Here is a 16,064-nt window from a genome sequence, read left to right as displayed (position 1 = left end):
TTGTTCACGGTGCTCGCTGCGGTGGCGGCCGGGGCCGGGGTCACCGCTCCCGCGGATGCGGGGACGGGCTTGTCCGCCGTGCCGGACGTACCCGGCTTGTAGTCGGCGAAGAAGTCCCACCAGGCGCGGTCGACCGAATTCGGGTCCTGGAGGTACTGCTGGTAGATCTCGTCGACGAGCCACTCATTGGGGCCGAAAGCAGCTGCCGGGTTGGACCCGGAGCCTGCTTCTTGATCGGTCGAGATGCTCGAGTTACTGGGGGACTGAGACGACACGGCGGCAACCGCCCTCTTCCGCTTCACAAGGTGATGGACAGCGGAAATCAAGGCTACGCCTCCCCAGCCGTTACGTGCAGGCCGGGCCGGTCTTCGTCGTGCACATCACATCGGAAGCCGGGTTTCGGCGCATGAAATGGCGGGAAACAAGCAGGGTTCCGCTGCCCTTCGGGTACGCGAGGCCGCTCTGCGGCCCCTTGGACCGTATCGCTTTCCCGGCGGGGAGGGAGAAACGGGGCCCTCCGCTTCGAACGCGGAGTCAATCCTGCGTGTGGTGGTTGCCCGGAAGAGTGACCTGGATGCGGCACCCGCGGGTGGATTCGGCCACGCCGATGCGCCCGCCGTGCAGATCGACCGCCCAGCGGGCGATGGCGAGCCCGAGCCCCGTACCGCCGTCGCTGCCGGGGCCGTGCGGAGACGGGGCCTGGCCCCGGTTGAAGCGTTCGAAGACCCGGTGTCGCTCCGCCTCGGGGATGCCGGGGCCCTCGTCGACGACCTCGAGCTCCAGCGACTCGGGATACGCCCCGCGCCGCGCCAGCACCGTGACCCGGCCGTGCGGCGGACTGTGCTTGACGGCGTTGTCGATGAGATTGGCCACGACCTGGTGCAGGCGCTCCGCGTCCGCGTGCGCCGTCAGCTCGGGCGGCGACACGTCGAGGTGCAGGTGGACGTCCGTGCGGGAGTGGTTGCCCGAGCCGGAGGAGAGCCGGCGCTGGGAGGAGGCGAGATTCGCCTCCTTCAGCACACCCGACAGGTACGGCCACACCTCGAAGCGGCGTGCCTTGATGGCCACCACGCCGTTGTCGAGCCGGGAGAGATCCAGCAGGGTCTCCACCAGCCTGCCCAGACGCTCGGTCTGTTTCAGCGCCGTGCGCATCGTCTCGGGGTCCGCGGCGGACACCCCGTCCACCACGTTCTCCAGCACGGCTCTGAGGGCCGCGATGGGTGTGCGCAGCTCATGGGAGACGTTCGCCACCAGCTCCTTGCGGTGCCGGTCCTCCGCCTCGAGATCGTCCGCCATGCGGTTGATCGTCTGCGCCAGGTCGCCGAGCTCGTCGCGGCGCCCGGCCCCGCTCACCCGTCTCGTGTAGTCGCCGTGCGAGATGGAGCGCGCCACGGCGCGCATCTCGTCCAGGGGTGCGGTCAGGCCGTGCGCCACGAACTGCGTGATCAGCAGGGTGGCGATCACCGAGAAGACCGTGATGAACCGGAATTCGGTCCTGGTCCGCAGCGCGACGATCAGCAGCCCGGTCGTGATGAACACGGAGATCACCACGAGCGTGCCCAGCTTGGCCTTGATCGAGAACGGTCGCAGTCCGGTGCCGGGCCGCGTCATGGCGCGGGTGTCTCCAGGGCGTAGCCGACACCGTGCACGGTACGGATCCGTTCGGCGCCGATCTTCCGGCGCAGCGCCTTGATGTGGCTGTCGACCGTGCGGGTCCCCGAGGCGTCCGCCCAGTCCCAGACCTCGGCCAGCAGCTGCTCCCGGGACAGCACCGCGCGCGGTGTGTTGGCCAGGCAGACCAGCAGGTCGAACTCGGTCGGGGTGAGGTGGACGTCGTCGGCGCGCACCCGGACGCGGCGCTGCGCGTGGTCGATCTCCAGCTCACCGAGACGCAGGATGCCGCTGCGCGGTGTCACCGCGGCCAGCGCGGCGCGCTCGACGCGGCGCAGGAGGACGTGCACCCGCGCGGCCAGTTCCCGCATGGAGAACGGCTTGGTCATGTAGTCGTCGGCGCCGACCCCGAGGCCGACCAGCATGTCGGTCTCGTCGTCGCGTGCGGTCAGCATCAGCACCGGTACGGGGCGCTGGGCCTGCACGCGACGGCAGACCTCCAGGCCGTCGAAGCCGGGAAGCATGATGTCGAGCACCATCAGGTCGGGCTGCCAGGCCTCGGCCGCGTCGACGGCCGCGGGGCCGTCCAGCGCGGTCTGCACCAGGAAGCCCTCGGCCCGCAGCCGGGCGGAAATGGCGTCGACGATTGTCGCGTCGTCCTCAACCACCAGCACCCGGCGCTGAGCCCCGGGGGTGGCCGCGACGCCGTTGTGGGTGGTGTGTGTCTGTTCCATCGCCCCGCCCCTGCCCGTTCTCGCGGAGGCCATTCCCCCGGAGGCACGGTTATCGCTTGTGGATTTCGTCGGTGATCCCTTGTGCCGGTCAGCAGCGTAAAGGCAGAGGACGCCTCCCGGCTACGCAGGGTGTTGTCCGACGTGAAGGTGTTACCCGCGGAAAGGGGGCGGATCGGAGGAGTCGTGGTGCCCGATCCGTGACGGGACCGGGATGTGCATACGGGGTGGGGGTTCAGTCGCTCCGCAGTGCGAGATGGACCACGTCCGGCACACCTCGGGCAACGGCTACTTCTTCGGTCCTTACTGCGCGGAATCCGGCATTCCGCAGGGCCTCGCCGAAGTCGGCGGACGGCTGCGCGGACCACACCGCGAGTACTCCGCCAGGCGTCAGACGGGCTCGGCAGGCCCCGAGACCCGTGGGTGAGTAGAGGCTCTCGTTGTCCTCGGTCACGGTCCAGTCGGGGCCGTTGTCGATGTCCAGGCACAGCGCGTCGTAACGCTCCGTGGTCGCGTCGAGGTGGGCCACGAGGTCGGTGGCGAGGATCTCGGTCCGCGGATCGGCGAGCGCCGCCCCGGAGATCCGGCCGAGCGGTCCGCCGAGGTGCCAGTCCACGACGGCCTGCTCCCGCTCGACGACGACGATCCGCCCCCAGCGCGGCTCGTCGGCGGCTCGCACCAGCGAGAACCCGACGCCGAGTCCGCCGATCAGCACCGACGGGTCCGGCCGCCCGGCGGGCAGGGCGGCGAGTGCGGCATCGATCAGCAGCCGCTCGGAACGTCCGTCGGAGGTGTCCATCAGGAAGCAGCCGTTGGCGATGATCTCGAAGTCGTCGCCGCGCTCGCGCAGGACGACTTCGCCGAAGGGGCCTTCGCGCCGGTCGAGGACGACGGGGCGGTGGGCGTCGGGGGCGGGCATGGGTGCGTTCTCCGGTCTTCGGTGGGCGGGTCTCTTCGGGCGTCCATCTTTCCCTGGCGCCGGGCCCGGGGGCCAGCGGGATCCGGACCCGGCGCGCCTCCCCGGTGGCGCCTTCGGCGACCTGGGCGCGCCACGGGGGAGCGCGGTCGCCGGGTCGCCGTTGGTCCCGCGGGCCGGCTGCGGCGTGAGGCGGTGGCGCGGCAGCCGCGTCGCGAGGTTCTCGCCCGGCAACGGGGTGCAGAGGCAGGCGACGAAGAAGCCGAAGTCGTCGCGCTCCGCCTCGCCGGGCACCTCGCGGGCGGGGGAGAGGAGTAGCCCGACCCCGTCGATCACGGGGAAGGCCGCGTCGAGAGCGGCGCCGGTCTCCTCGGCCGCCGCCCTGCCCGCGTCGGCGGGTTCGTCGCCCGGGACCACCAGCAGGTCGAGGTCGGATGTGCCGGGAATGGCGGTGCCCCTCAGGATGCTGCCGTAGAGGTGGGCGCTGCGCAGCCGTGCCGGACCGAACGCGTCGGCGACGCGGAGGCGGGTCGCCTCGACCACCGGGAACTGCCGCTGCACGCGGTCGAGTACGCCCTCGCGCCGGATGGTTCCGTCCGCCGCGAGGCCTCGGTCCTCGGTGCCGGGCTCATCGCGCACGAACGGAGTCTCGCAGGCGGGAGGCTGCCCGATTGCTTGATCGCTGAGAGCGAACAGCGCCCGGGGAACAACCTGAGGCTCACAAGCATTGAGTCCACATAGCTCAACTTGCCTGCCGAAGGGGAGATCATGACTGCAGAGTCCCATGCGTCCGAGACGTCCACGCCGATCGACCTGCCCGTGCTGCCGCTGGACGACGAGGTCGTACTGCCCGGGATGGTGGTGCCGCTCGACCTGTCGGACGCGGAGGTGCGCGCGGCCGTGGAGGCGGCGCAGGCCGTCGCGCGGCCCGGGAGCGGCAAGCCCGAGGTGCTGCTCGTGCCGCGCATCGACGGCAACTACACGGGGACCGGTGTCCTGGGCACCGTCGAACAGGTCGGACGCCTGTCGGACGGCGATCCGGGCGCCCTGATCCGTGCCCGTGACCGGGTGCGGATCGGAGCGGGGACCAGTGGGCCCGGCAACGCGCTCTGGGTGGAGGGCACACGTATCGACGTGTCGCTCCCCGACCCCCTGCCGGGCTCGGCCGCCGAGCTGGCCAAGGAGTACAAGGCCCTCGCCACCAGCTGGCTGAAGAAGCGCGGCGCCTGGCAGGTGGTCGACCGGGTCCAGCAGATCGAGGACATCTCCGCACTCGCCGACAATTCCGGATACTCGCCCTTCCTCACCACCGCGCAGAAGGTCCAGCTGCTGGAGACCGTGGACGCGGTCACCCGTCTGAAGCTGGCCATCCAGTGGCTCGGCGAGCACCTCGCCGAGCAGGATGTCGCCGAGTCCATCGCCAAGGACGTCCAGGAGGGTGTCGACAAGCAGCAGCGCGAATTCCTGCTGCGGCGCCAGCTCGACGCCGTGCGCAAGGAGCTCTCCGAGCTCAACGGCGAAGCCGGGTCCGGCGGGGACGATCCCGACGACTACCGGGCGCGCGTGGAGGCCGCCGACCTTCCCGCACACGTGCGTGAGGCCGCGCTCAAGGAGGTCGAGAAGCTCGAGCGCTCCTCCGACCAGAGCCCCGAGGGGTCCTGGATCCGGACCTGGCTGGACACCGTCCTGGAGCTCCCCTGGACCGAACGGACCGAGGACGCCTACGACATCCGAGGCGCGCAGGAGATCCTCGACGCGGAACACGCCGGCCTGCAGGACGTGAAGGAGCGCATCACCGAGTACCTCGCGGTACGCAAGCGCCGTGCCGGCCGCGGACTCGGCGTGGTCGGCGGACGCCGCGGCGGCGCGGTGCTCGCCCTGGTGGGGCCGCCCGGCGTCGGCAAGACCTCCCTCGGCGAGAGCGTCGCGCACGCCATGGGGCGCAAGTTCGTCCGGGTCGCCCTCGGTGGCGTCCGGGACGAGGCGGAGATCCGCGGTCACCGGCGTACGTACGTCGGCGCGCTCCCCGGACGCATCGTCCGGGCCGTCAAGGAAGCCGGCTCGATGAACCCGGTCGTCCTGCTCGACGAGATCGACAAGGTCGGTTCGGACTTCCGAGGCGACCCCGCGGCCGCCCTGCTCGAAGTGCTCGACCCGGCGCAGAACCACACCTTCCGGGACCACTACCTGGAGGTCGAACTCGACCTCAGCGACGTGGTGTTCCTGGCCACGGCCAACGTCGTCGAATCCATTCCGGAGGCCCTGCTCGACCGCATGGAGCTGGTCACCCTGGACGGCTACACCGAGGACGAGAAGGTCGTCATCGCCCGCGACCACCTGCTCCCGCGCCAGCTGGAGCGAGCGGGTCTGGAGGAGGACGAGGTCGGCCTCGACGAGTCCGCGCTGCGCAAGCTGGCGGGCGAGTACACCCGGGAGGCCGGGGTGCGGAATCTGGAGCGGGCCGTCGCACGGCTGCTCCGCAAGGTCGCGGCCCAGCACGAGCTGGGTGAGCGGGAACTCCCGTCCACGGTGACCGAGCACGACCTGCGGGGCCTGATCGGCCGGCCGCACCACGTGCCCGAGTCCGCGCAGGAACCGGCCGAACGGCGCACCGCGGTGCCCGGGGTGGCCACCGGGCTCGCGGTGACCGGGGCGGGCGGCGACGTGCTGTTCGTCGAGGCGTCACTGGCCGACCCGGAGACCGGGGCGTCCGGACTGACGCTGACGGGCCAGCTCGGCGACGTGATGAAGGAGTCCGCGCAGATCGCCCTGAGCTTCCTGCGCTCGCACGGTGCGGAGCTGGAGCTTCCGGTGGCGGACCTCAAGGACCGGGGCGTGCACATCCACTTCCCGGCGGGCGCGGTCCCGAAGGACGGCCCGAGCGCCGGCATCACCCTGACGACCGCGCTGGCCTCGCTGCTCTCCGGGCGGCTGGTCCGTACGGACGTGGCGATGACCGGTGAGGTGTCGCTGACCGGGCGGGTGCTGCCGATCGGAGGTCTGAAGCAGAAGCTGCTCGCGGCCCACCGCGCGGGTATCACCACCGTGGTGATCCCCCAGCGCAACGAGGCGGATCTGGACGACGTCCCGGCCGAGGTCCTCGACACCCTGGAGGTCCACCCGGTGACCGACGTCCGCCAGGTGCTGGAGATCGCGCTCGCCCCGGCCTCGGCCAGGGCGGCGCGGGACAGGCTCCCGGCCGCCGCGTAGGCGTCACGCGGTGACGGGCGTGGCACCACGTCCGCGGCCGGTACGGACGGCCCGCTCTCCCCGGAGGGCGGGCCGTTCCGCGTGCCCGGCCGGTCAGGGGCGGTAGACCGTGCCGGGCACGGGCTCCGCGGGGGCCATCAGCTGGGGGACGGTGACGAAGGTGTAGCCCCGCTCCTTCAGGGTGTCGATGATGCCCGGCACCGCGGGGACCGTCCCCTTGTATATGTCGTGCAGCAGGATCACCCCGTCCTTGCCGGCCTGGTCGAGTATCCGTTTCCTGATCAGTGCGGAGTCGTTCGTGGAGTAGTCCTTGGCGGTCGCGCTCCACAGGACCTGGGAGAGCCCGAGCTCCTCGCAGACCCTGGAGACGGTGTCGTCGGTACGGCCCTGAGGAGGGCGCATCAACCGGGGCTTCTTCCCGGTGATCCGCTCGATCGCCTCCTGGGTCCGCTCCAGCTCGTCCCGTATCTCGCCGGGCTTCCTCCCGGTCAGGATCTCGTGCGACCAGGTGTGGTTGGCGACCTCGTGGCCCTCGGCCTCGATGCGCCGCACGGTCTCCGGGTGCTTCAGGACGTGGTTCTTCCCCAGCAGGAAGAAGGTGGCCGGCACCTTCTTCTCCTTGAGGACGTCCAGGAGGTGCGGGGTGTCCTCCGCCGGGCCCGCGTCGAACGTCAGCGCGATGCACTTGGCCTTGCGGCAGTCCACCGGTCCGAAGGATCCCTTGGCGTCCGAGGCGGCGTCCGCGCGGGCGGACCCGGGGGCCGTGGTCTCCATCGAGCAGCCGCCGAGCGTCAGCGTGAGGAGCGTCACGAGCGCGGCGGTGAACCCCGCGCCGAACGGTGTCATCTTTCCGGGCACAACAGGCACGGCACGTCACTCCCCATGGGTCGGCCGCACACCGGCGGTGCGGTACGCCATGACTATACATAGCGTGTATACGCACCGTGCATAGCGGGAGGGGAGAAACGACGGACCCCTGGCGACCTGGGGAGTCGCCGGGGGTCCGGTCCCGCGTCGTGCGTGCTCAGCCGTTCGCCAGCGCCACCACGCGGTCGAGCGCGCCGTTGAAGTGGTTGTGGTCGCCGACCGTCGGGCCGGACGACGTGTACTGCCACATCGTGTAGTAGCTCCAGCCGGCCGGGAGTTCGCCGACCGTGCTGTTGTAGCGGGCCACCCAGAGCGGGTTGGTGGCGCCGAAGCCCGCGTTGTTGCCGGTGCAGTCCTTCCACCAGCTGGTCGCGGTGTAGATCACCGGGTCGCGGCCGGTGCGGGCCTTGTAGGTGTTCACGAAGTCGCGGATCCAGCTGACCATGCCGGCCCGGGTCTTGCCGTAGCACTGGGCGCCGTACGGATTCCACTCGATGTCCAGCACGCCGGGCAGCGTCCTGCCGTCACGGGACCAGCCCCCGCCGTTGTCCACGAAGTGGTTCGCCTGGGCCGCTCCGCCGGTCGTGTCGGGGGTCGCGAAGTGGTAAGTGCCCCGGACCATCCCGACGTTGTAGGAGCCGGTGTACTGCTGGGTGAAGTGCGTGTTCTTGTAGTACGTCCCCTCGGTGGCCTTGACGTAGGCCCACTTCACGCCACTGCTCCACAGGGTGGACCATGCGACGTCGCCCTGGTGGCTGCTGACGTCCACGCCTTCCGTCTGGACGGCGGACGTGCCCGTCGGGGAGCCGCTTCCCCGGCCGTCGTGGGCGATCACGCCCTGGCCCATCCTCGCCGTACCCCTTTCGGGGACGGTGGCGATGCCGGTGCCGGAGGCGGCGGACGCCGCTCCGGGCACCGTGAGCAGGAGGGCGAGGGCGGCGAGGAGGGTGCCCGCCGCGACGAGGCGGGGGCGTCTGGCGGGGGTTCCGGACCTGTGCACGGGCATCGGGTGCCTCCGAGGGCTCGGTGGGGGAGCTCATGGCCCAGGAGCGGGTGCGGGACACTCCTGCGGTGCGTACGCCGCGGCGGTGACATGCCGCCCGGCTCTCCTGAAGCTACGCACGTAGACCCGCGCTCCGGAAGGGGACCTGGCCGCTGCCGGAGGTCTACGCCTGCGAAATACTGGCCCAGCTGCGGCGATGGCCGGAGTTGAAGGAAATTTTCATCGGCCCGAAAGCGTATGAGGGGTGCTGACGTGCACGGGAGTGGAAGCGGCGGTGAACACGGCGCCACGGCCGGAAGTGGTGTGGACCATGAGTTCCTCGCGCTGGAGAGGGAGTTGGCGGTCTTCCTCCGCCGCGCGCGGGCCAATTCGGGGGAGATGGCCCGCGAGGTCCACCCGGACCTGGAGGCGGCGGCCTACGGGCTCCTCGTACGGCTGGAGTCGGCCGGGAGTCAGCGCGCCACGGACCTCGCCGCGTACTTCGGAGTGGGCAAGGCGACCATGAGCCGTCAGCTGCGCGCCCTGGAGGGGCTCGGTCTGGTGGCGCGGGAGACCGACCCGGCCGACGGCCGCGCCTCGCTGGTCCGCCTGACCGGCGAGGGTCTCGCGCGCTTCCGCAGCGTCCGTGACGCGCGGCGCGGCCGGTACGCCCGCAAGCTCGCGGGCTGGGACCGGGCCGAGATCGCCGAACTGGCGCGGCTGCTGCACCACTTCAACGAGCGCGCCGGGGACTGAAGCGCGCAGGGGCGTAGGGGGTTCCCGGAGCGAGGCAGCGCCGGAAGGCGGTCTCCGGCCCGGGCCTGGCCGGATGCGGCCCGGGGGGCGTCGGGCGGCGGCGACGGGGGCGGGATCTACAGCTCCACGAGGACCGCTGTCGCGTCGTCGTGCGTCTTGCCGCGGCGCAGGTGCACGCGGCCGGTGTCGGCCCGCTCCAGCTCCCTGACCCGGTCGATCAGCCCCTGGGGCCCCTCCTTGCGCAGCAGTCCCATGGTGGCCTTCCAGTCGCCCTCCCGGAACTTCTCCGTCCAGCGGCTCGCCCCGTCGGTCAGCGCCGCCAGGGCCCGGACCTCCGCCCGGGGGGTCTCGCCGGTCACCGCGCGTGACGCGACCAGAGGGTCGGCGGCGGCCGTGAAGAAGCCGCCCTCCTTGTTCCGTGCGCGGGCGTCCGCGATCTCCTCCGAGGCGAGCGACCCCGGCGGCAGCCGGTCGAGGCGGTCGTCGAGCAGCGGCAGGACCGAGCCGTCGGCGCCCTCGACGAGCAGGACCGAGTCGGAGAGCACCAGGTGCTCGACGCGCTCGTCGTCCCAACGCGCCAGGACCACCGTCGCCTGAGGCGTACGCGGGTGAGAAAGGTCACACTGGGAACGATGCGTGTCGGCGGTGCGCCTGATGGACTCCGCGAGGATCTCGGTCAGCGTCAGATCCCTCCGCGAAGCGGACAGTTCGGCCAGAGCGCTCCCGAGCCGCGCCGCGAACCACGGAACCGAGTGCACACAGCCGTCGCTGCCGGAGGGAGGCGTGACGCCGTCGAGCAGGACGAGGCAGCCGCCCAGGCCCGCCGCGGGGGTTGTGGCGGATGCCCAGTCCTCGTTGGGGCGTTCGGGGCCGCCGGGCTCGGTGGCGAGTTCGATGCGCATCCGACCAGTCTGCACGATGTCTTCACGGAGCCTGCACGATCCCCGTGTCGGACCGTACCAGCAGGTCAGAATGGCACGGGGGAGCGGAATTCGGGCTCCCTGCATATGTGGGCGGGCATACTGCCAAAGCCTGGCCCGAAGTTCCACCCGGTGGTCCGCGCATGCCCTGCGGCGCCTGTGGGGAGACTTGTTCGCCAACTCCGGAGTGATGTTCACTCGTTCGAGTGGCGGAGCGGTTGATGCACGGCCCCCTCTCAAAAGCGCTGGAATGGTCAGAAGCCGTACGGTGCCCACCAGGGTGGGGTGGACACGCACGTGACCGTGTGTCACCTCTGCTTCAAGGGCGGACGAGTCAAGATTGCGAGCACCGGTGCAGAAGAAGCGGCCTCGGAGCAAGGACAGCACGCGCGAGGAGTCCGGGGCGATGCCTCAGGCAGCGGGTGCCGCCAAGCGGACCGTGCGGGTACGCAGCCGGCTGGTCGCCGGCGTCGCCGTCGTGGGGATCACCGTCATAGCGGCGGGCGCCCCGGCGGCCCTCGGCGCATCCTCCGATCTCAACGAGTCCCAGAGCCTGGTCACGCTCGCCGAGCTGAACCAGCAGGCGATCACCCTCGCGCACTCCCTCGCGGACGAGCGCGACGCGGTCATCGCCCACATCGCGGGCGGCCGTGAGGACGAGGACGGCAAGAAGGGCTCCACGAGCCCTGCGGCCCGCGTCGACCAGCAGGTCGACGAGATCAGGGACGCCTCGTCGGCGGCCCTGCGCCGTGACCTCGCCGAGATCCCCTCCCTCCGCCGGACGGCCCTCACCGGCAAGGGCTCGGCGATGGACGCCTACCAGGCCTACTCCGAGGTCATCGCCAAGCTCCACGACCTCGCCGACGAGCTCGCCGAGAAGACCCCGCCGCGCGCCGCGGACGCCACCCGCGCCCCGCTCGCGCTGGGCGGAGCCGTGGAGCAGGCCTCGGCCACCAGGGGGCTCCTCCTCGCCGCGCTGGCCGTGCCCGGCACGGAGCCCCAGCAGCAGATCGACCCGTTCACCGGGCTGCCCGTCCAGAGTCAGGACGCGAGCAGCAGCGAGGACGACCGCAACCGCGACGAGCTGAGCGGGGCCGCCCAGCAGGCGCGGGTGCGCGAGCTCGCCTCCCTCGCCGAGTTCGACCAGGCCGCCGGGTCCTCCGCCCGGGACAAGCTCGCCTCCACGGTCACCGGCCCCGACGTCACCACCGCGGAGAGGTACCTCACCCGGTTCACGGACCGCCCCGAGCTCTCCGACTCCGACCGGGGTGCCGACCCCGGGAAGGTCGAGGCCGCGCTCTCCGCGCGCATCGACCGCATGCGCGGGGTCGAGTCCGCGCTCGCCACCACGCAGGTCAAGCGGCTGGAGGGACTGCGCGACGACGACGTCACCGCGCTGGAGCTCCGCCTCGCCCTGCTCGGCGGCTGCCTGCTGATCGCCGTCGGCGTCTCCACGGCCGTCGCACGCACCCTCACCCAGCCGCTCGCCGTCCTGAGGATCGGGGCCGGCCGCATCGCCGCCGAGCCCGCGACCGCCGAGCCGGTCCGCTACACCGGACGCAACGACGAATTCGCCCAGGTCGTACGGTCCATCAACGCCCTGCACGGCAAGCTGCACGGGCTGCACCACGACGTCACCGGCCGGCTCGAGAGCATGGAGACCGAGCACGACGAACTGATCGCGGGCCGTGAGGCCCTCACGCTCCAGCGGGCCGAACTCCAGGTCCGCGTCGCGGAACTCACCGGACAGCTCGAGCGGCTGCGGAACACGGTCCACCACACCTTCGTCAACCTGTCGCTGCGCACGCTCGGCCTCGTCGAGCGCCAGCTGGGCGTCATCGAGGGGATGGAGGAGCGCGAGCAGGACCCGGAGCGCCTCGCGACCCTCTTCAAGCTGGACCACATGGCCACGGTCATGCGGCGCCACAGCGAGAACATGCTGGTCCTCGCAGGCACCGATCACAACCAGGGGCACGCGGGCCCGATCCCCCTCGTCGACGTACTGCGCGCCGCGGTCAGCGAGATCGAGCGGTACGAGCGGGTCACCATCCAGTCCCTGCCGCCGCACGCCCAGGTCGCGGGCTTCGCCGCCGACGACCTGAGCCACCTCGTCGCCGAACTCCTGGAGAACGCGACGTCCTTCTCCCCGCCCGACTCCCATGTCGAGCTCTCCGGCTGGCTGCTGGAGACCGGGGAGGTGATGCTCTCCGTGCAGGACGAGGGCATCGGCATGTCGGCGGTCCGGATGAGCGAGCTCAATGCCAGGCTGGCCGACCCGGCGTCCTTCGAAGCGGGCGAACAGGCCGCGGACGGGGCCGGGCTGGGGCTTCAGGTCTCCTCGCTGCTGGCGGCCCGCCACGGCGTACGGGTGCAGTTGCGCGAACAGAAGGGGAGCGGGGTGACCGCGGTCGTCGTCCTTCCGCAGGCGCTGCTGCCCAAGGCTCCGCCCGCGGCCTCCCCGCCGCCCGTACCGCTCCCGGGGGACGCGCCCACGCTGAACCTCCCGGGTTCGGTCGCCGAAGCCAACTCCAACGCACTGCCGCCCCGCTCGTCCCTCCCCGCGGGGGACCCGCTGATCACGGCCGCCGAGCGGACCCTGGAAGCCGCGGGCACCGAGGCCGCGGCCCCGCAGCCGGCCCCCGCCGAGCCCGCACCCGCGCCGGCCCCCGCCGCACCGGCCCCCGCTCCCGCCGAGCCCGCCTCCGCGGCGGTCCCCGGTGCAGGGATCGGCGAGCAGGCGGGAATCCGGGAGGAGTCCGACGCGGAGACCACCATGCAGGTCCGGCTGCCCGCGCAGCAGGACGCGCCGAGCCCGTACGCCATCGGGCCCGACCGTCACGAGCGCATCGCCGACACGAGCCCGGCCGCGCCCCCCGCCCCGGCCGCCGACGCCGTCCCGGGCCCCCGGCAGCCGCTGACAGGTCTGGGCGAGGAGGTGCCCGACCCGGCACCCTCGCCCGAGCGAATCACGGACAAGGGGCTGCCCAAGCGCACCCCCAAGGTCACCGCGGCGCCGTCGGCCCCCGCCACCGAGCGGAAGGGCAGTCTGGACAAGGAGGCCCTGCGCCGCCGGCTCGGGGGGTTCCACCAGGGTGCGAAGGACGGCCGCCGCGATGTCGAGGCGGAGATCGCCGACAGCGGCCCACAGCCCGACCACGACCGTACCGACGGTCGCATCGATGAGACGGGGGACACAGTCGAGGAGGCACGCAGTTGACTGCGCCCAGCACATTCGGGCTGAGCACCGAGGCCAGGAACCTTCACTGGTTGCTGAGCAATCTCGTGGAGGAGGTGCCAGGGGTCCACTCGGTCACCGTCGTCTCGTCCGACGGACTGATGCTGCTCTCCTCGGACCCCGGTCTCGCGACGGCCAAGGCGGCAGGACGGCGGACGGGCCCCCGGGGTTCCAGCGCCGACCTCGCCACCATCGTCTCCGGCATCGGATCCCTCACGATCGGCGCCGCCAAGCTGATGGACGGCGGCGGCGTCAAGCAGACGATGGTCGCGATGGACGAGGGAAGCGTCTTCGTCATGTCCATCAGCGACGGCTCCCTGCTCGGTGTGCACGCCACCCCCGACTGCGACATGAGCGTCGTCGCCTACCACATGGCGCTCTTCGTCGGTCGAGCCGGACACGTACTCACCCCCGAACTCCGCGGTGAGCTGCGCAAATCGATGGAGAGTACCCAGTGACGTCAGCTGCTGAACCCGTACGAAAACTCCCCGTCCGGGGAGCCGACCGCAAGGCGGCACGGGTCCGTCCGTACTCCCTCACAGGAGGCCGTACCCGCTTCGGACACGTCCTGCTCGTCGAGACGTTCGTCGCCGCGCTGGATGCTCCCGAGGAGCGCCGCGAGCTCACGAACGGCAATCTCGCCTCGCGCGTCATGCCGGAGCTCCACGCCATCGTCGAACTCTGCCGCCGCATGCGTACGGTCGCGGAGATCTCGGCCCTGCTGAAGATGCCTCTCGGCGTGGTCCGGGTGCTGCTCAGCGACTTGGCCGACCAGGGAAAGATCCGCGTCTACGGAACCGGTCACGGCACCGGCCAGCCCGACCGCGCGCTGCTCGAAAGGGTGCTCAATGGACTCCGCCGTCTCTGAGGCTCCGCTCTTCACACCGCGTCAGCGGGGGCCGCAGGACGAGCCCCGCGAGACGGTGCAGGCCTGGCAGCTCGACCACACGCGCGCGCCGGTCGCGACCAAGATCGTGGTCGCGGGCGGGTTCGGCGTGGGCAAGACGACGTTCGTCGGCTCGGTCTCCGAGATAACCCCGCTGCAGACCGAAGCGCTGATGACGCAGGCCAGCGAGGAGACCGACGACCTCACCGCCACGCCCGACAAGGTCACCACGACCGTCGCGATGGACTTCGGCCGTCTCACGCTGGACGAGGACCTCGTCCTCTACGTCTTCGGCACCCCTGGTCAGCAGCGCTTCTGGTTCATGTGGGACGACCTGGTGCGTGGCGCGATCGGCGCGGTGGTCCTGGCGGACACGCGTCGCCTCGCCGACTGCTTCGCCGCGCTCGACTACTTCGAGAGCTGCGGCCTCCCCTACATCGTCGCGGTCAACCACTTCGAGGGAACGACCGGTTACGAGGAGGCCGATGTCAGGGAGGCCCTGACGGTGCCCCCGCACGTGCCTGTTGTGATCATGGATGCGCGTAAGAGGATCACGGTCGTCGAGTCGCTGCTCGCCCTGGTGGGCCACGCGCTCGACATCGCCCCCGAGTAACGACAGACGCACCCAGTACACGTAACGGAGAACCGCGATGCGGAAGATACTCATAGTCGGAGCCGGCCAGTCCGGTCTCCAGCTGGCCCTCGGACTGCAGTCCAGCGGGTACGAAGTCACCCTGATGTCCAACCGCACCGCGGACGAGATCCGGTCCGGCCGGGTCATGTCGACGCAGTGCATGTTCCACACGGCCCTCCAGCACGAGCGCGACCTCCAGCTCAACTTCTGGGAGTCGCAGGCCCCGCGGATCGAGGGTGTGGGCGTCTCGGTCGCCGGACCCGACTCCTCCCGTGTCATCGACTGGGTCGGCAAGCTCGACGGCTACGCGCAGTCCGTCGACCAGCGCGTGAAGATGGCCGGCTGGATGGAGACCTTCGCCCAGCGTGGCGGGCAGCTCGTCATCCACGGTGCCGCGGTCTCCGACCTGGACTACTTCTCCCGCACCTACGACCTGGTGATGGTCTCGGCCGGCAAGGGCGAGCTCGTCTCCATGTTCGGCCGCGACGCCTCCCGTTCGCCGTTCGACGCCCCGCAGCGCGCGCTGGCCGTCGCCTACGTCCACGGTCTGGGCCCCCGCCCGGAGCACCCGGAGTTCGACGCGGTGCGCTGCAACCTGGTCCCGGGCGTCGGCGAACTCTTCATCATGCCGACGCTGACGACCTCGGGCCGCGCGGACATCCTCTTCTGGGAGGGCATCCCCGGCGGTCCGCTGGACGCCTTCCAGGGCATCAAGGATCCGTCGGAGCACCTGGCCAAGACGCTGGAGCTCATGGAGACGTACACCCCGTGGGAATACGCGCGCGCCACCAAGGTCGAGCTGACCGACGCCAACGCCACGCTGGCGGGCCGTTACGCCCCGACCGTCCGCAAGCCCGTCGGCCGGCTGCCCGGCGGCGGCCTGGTCCTCGGGATGGGGGACGTGGTCGTCGCCAACGACCCGATCACCGGGCAGGGCTCCAACACCGCCTCCAAGTGCGCGCACTCCTACCTGCATTCGATCCTCGAGCACGGCGACCGCCCGTTCGACGAGGAGTGGATGGAGGCCACCTTCGAGCGGCACTGGGAGAACACGCAGCACGTCGTGAAGTGGACGAACGCGATGCTCGGCCCGCCGCCGGAGCACGTGCTGAACCTGATCGGCGCCTCCGGGCAGATCCAGCCGGCCGCCGACCGGTTCGCCAACGGTTTCAACGACCCGGCGGACTTCGACAACTTCTTCTTCGAACCGGAGAAGACGAACGCGTACCTCGCCTCGCTCACGGGTGCGCAGGGCTGACACCCGCGACACCCCGGCGCACCAGGGCCGGGCCGCCGCATCCGTCACGCAGGCAGGG

Annotated in this window: 14 protein-coding genes; 7 read left to right on the top strand and 7 right to left on the bottom strand. The window is 71.2% G+C overall.

Translation table 11 applies throughout. The features are described from left to right. The 4 genes from B9S57_RS01440 to B9S57_RS01420 all read right to left on the bottom strand — a co-directional run. Positions 1–275, bottom strand: a 275-nt coding sequence (locus B9S57_RS01440) for a hypothetical protein (RefSeq protein ID WP_146057697.1), incomplete at its 3' end; no start/stop codon positions are given. A gap of 259 nt (positions 276–534) precedes the next feature. Then, the gene (locus B9S57_RS01430) at positions 535–1,611 is read right to left on the bottom strand and encodes an ATP-binding protein (protein WP_103513698.1); all 1,077 of its coding nucleotides are present in this window, start codon (positions 1,609–1,611) and stop codon (positions 535–537) included. Beyond that, positions 1,608–2,345: a response regulator transcription factor gene (locus B9S57_RS01425; RefSeq protein ID WP_014154105.1), complete on the bottom strand. Its 738-nt coding sequence runs from the start codon at positions 2,343–2,345 to the stop codon at positions 1,608–1,610. Before B9S57_RS01425 ends, B9S57_RS01430 begins: the two co-directional genes overlap by 4 nt. A gap of 232 nt (positions 2,346–2,577) precedes the next feature. Further along, entirely contained in the window at positions 2,578–3,261 is a 684-nt protein-coding gene (locus B9S57_RS01420; RefSeq protein ID WP_103513701.1) for a spermidine synthase, read from the bottom strand. A 765-nt stretch (positions 3,262–4,026) separates the two neighbouring features. Between B9S57_RS01420 and lon the strand changes: the two genes are divergently transcribed. Then, complete coding sequence (gene lon, locus B9S57_RS01415; protein ID WP_103513697.1) at positions 4,027–6,468, top strand: endopeptidase La; 2,442 nt, start codon at positions 4,027–4,029, stop codon at positions 6,466–6,468. Positions 6,469–6,561: 93 nt separating this feature from the next. Here lon and B9S57_RS01410 read toward each other — a convergent pair whose 3' ends face one another. Next, on the bottom strand, positions 6,562–7,314 hold the full coding sequence (locus tag B9S57_RS01410; RefSeq protein ID WP_103513696.1) for a polysaccharide deacetylase family protein: 753 nt from the start codon (positions 7,312–7,314) through the stop codon (positions 6,562–6,564). A 178-nt stretch (positions 7,315–7,492) separates the two neighbouring features. Beyond that, positions 7,493–8,341, bottom strand: a complete 849-nt coding sequence (locus B9S57_RS01405) for a lysozyme (RefSeq protein WP_103513695.1) — start codon at positions 8,339–8,341, stop codon at positions 7,493–7,495. Positions 8,342–8,575: 234 nt separating this feature from the next. Between B9S57_RS01405 and B9S57_RS01400 the strand changes: the two genes are divergently transcribed. Beyond that, complete coding sequence (locus B9S57_RS01400) at positions 8,576–9,073, top strand: MarR family winged helix-turn-helix transcriptional regulator (RefSeq protein ID WP_374935901.1); 498 nt, start codon at positions 8,576–8,578, stop codon at positions 9,071–9,073. A 116-nt stretch (positions 9,074–9,189) separates the two neighbouring features. Here the strand turns inward: B9S57_RS01400 and B9S57_RS01395 are convergent, their stop codons facing one another. Next, on the bottom strand, positions 9,190–9,975 hold the full coding sequence (locus tag B9S57_RS01395) for a protein phosphatase 2C domain-containing protein (protein WP_103513694.1): 786 nt from the start codon (positions 9,973–9,975) through the stop codon (positions 9,190–9,192). A gap of 370 nt (positions 9,976–10,345) precedes the next feature. On the opposite strand from B9S57_RS01395, the gene B9S57_RS01390 reads away from it, so the two are divergent. From B9S57_RS01390 to B9S57_RS01370, 5 genes are read left to right on the top strand one after another with little or no spacing between them, the layout of a single operon-like run. Continuing rightward, a complete protein-coding gene (locus B9S57_RS01390) occupies positions 10,346–13,210 on the top strand; it encodes a nitrate- and nitrite sensing domain-containing protein (RefSeq protein ID WP_103513693.1) in 2,865 nt (954 codons plus the stop codon). Beyond that, on the top strand, positions 13,207–13,686 hold the full coding sequence (locus tag B9S57_RS01385; protein ID WP_103513692.1) for a roadblock/LC7 domain-containing protein: 480 nt from the start codon (positions 13,207–13,209) through the stop codon (positions 13,684–13,686). Before B9S57_RS01390 ends, B9S57_RS01385 begins: the two co-directional genes overlap by 4 nt. Further along, on the top strand, positions 13,683–14,096 hold the full coding sequence (locus tag B9S57_RS01380; protein WP_103513691.1) for a DUF742 domain-containing protein: 414 nt from the start codon (positions 13,683–13,685) through the stop codon (positions 14,094–14,096). Before B9S57_RS01385 ends, B9S57_RS01380 begins: the two co-directional genes overlap by 4 nt. After that, on the top strand, positions 14,077–14,727 hold the full coding sequence (locus B9S57_RS01375; RefSeq protein ID WP_103513690.1) for an ATP/GTP-binding protein: 651 nt from the start codon (positions 14,077–14,079) through the stop codon (positions 14,725–14,727). The genes B9S57_RS01380 and B9S57_RS01375 overlap by 20 nt, the downstream gene beginning before the upstream one ends. Positions 14,728–14,764: 37 nt before the next feature. Continuing rightward, on the top strand, positions 14,765–16,006 hold the full coding sequence (locus B9S57_RS01370; RefSeq protein WP_103513689.1) for a styrene monooxygenase/indole monooxygenase family protein: 1,242 nt from the start codon (positions 14,765–14,767) through the stop codon (positions 16,004–16,006). Positions 16,007–16,064: the final 58 nt, after the last annotated feature.

The organism is Streptomyces sp. SM10 (assembly GCF_002910915.1).
GTDB lineage: Bacteria > Actinomycetota > Actinomycetes > Streptomycetales > Streptomycetaceae > Streptomyces.
The sequence above is the reverse complement of the archived record's forward strand: the minus strand, read 5'-3'. Positions and strand labels throughout refer to the sequence as shown.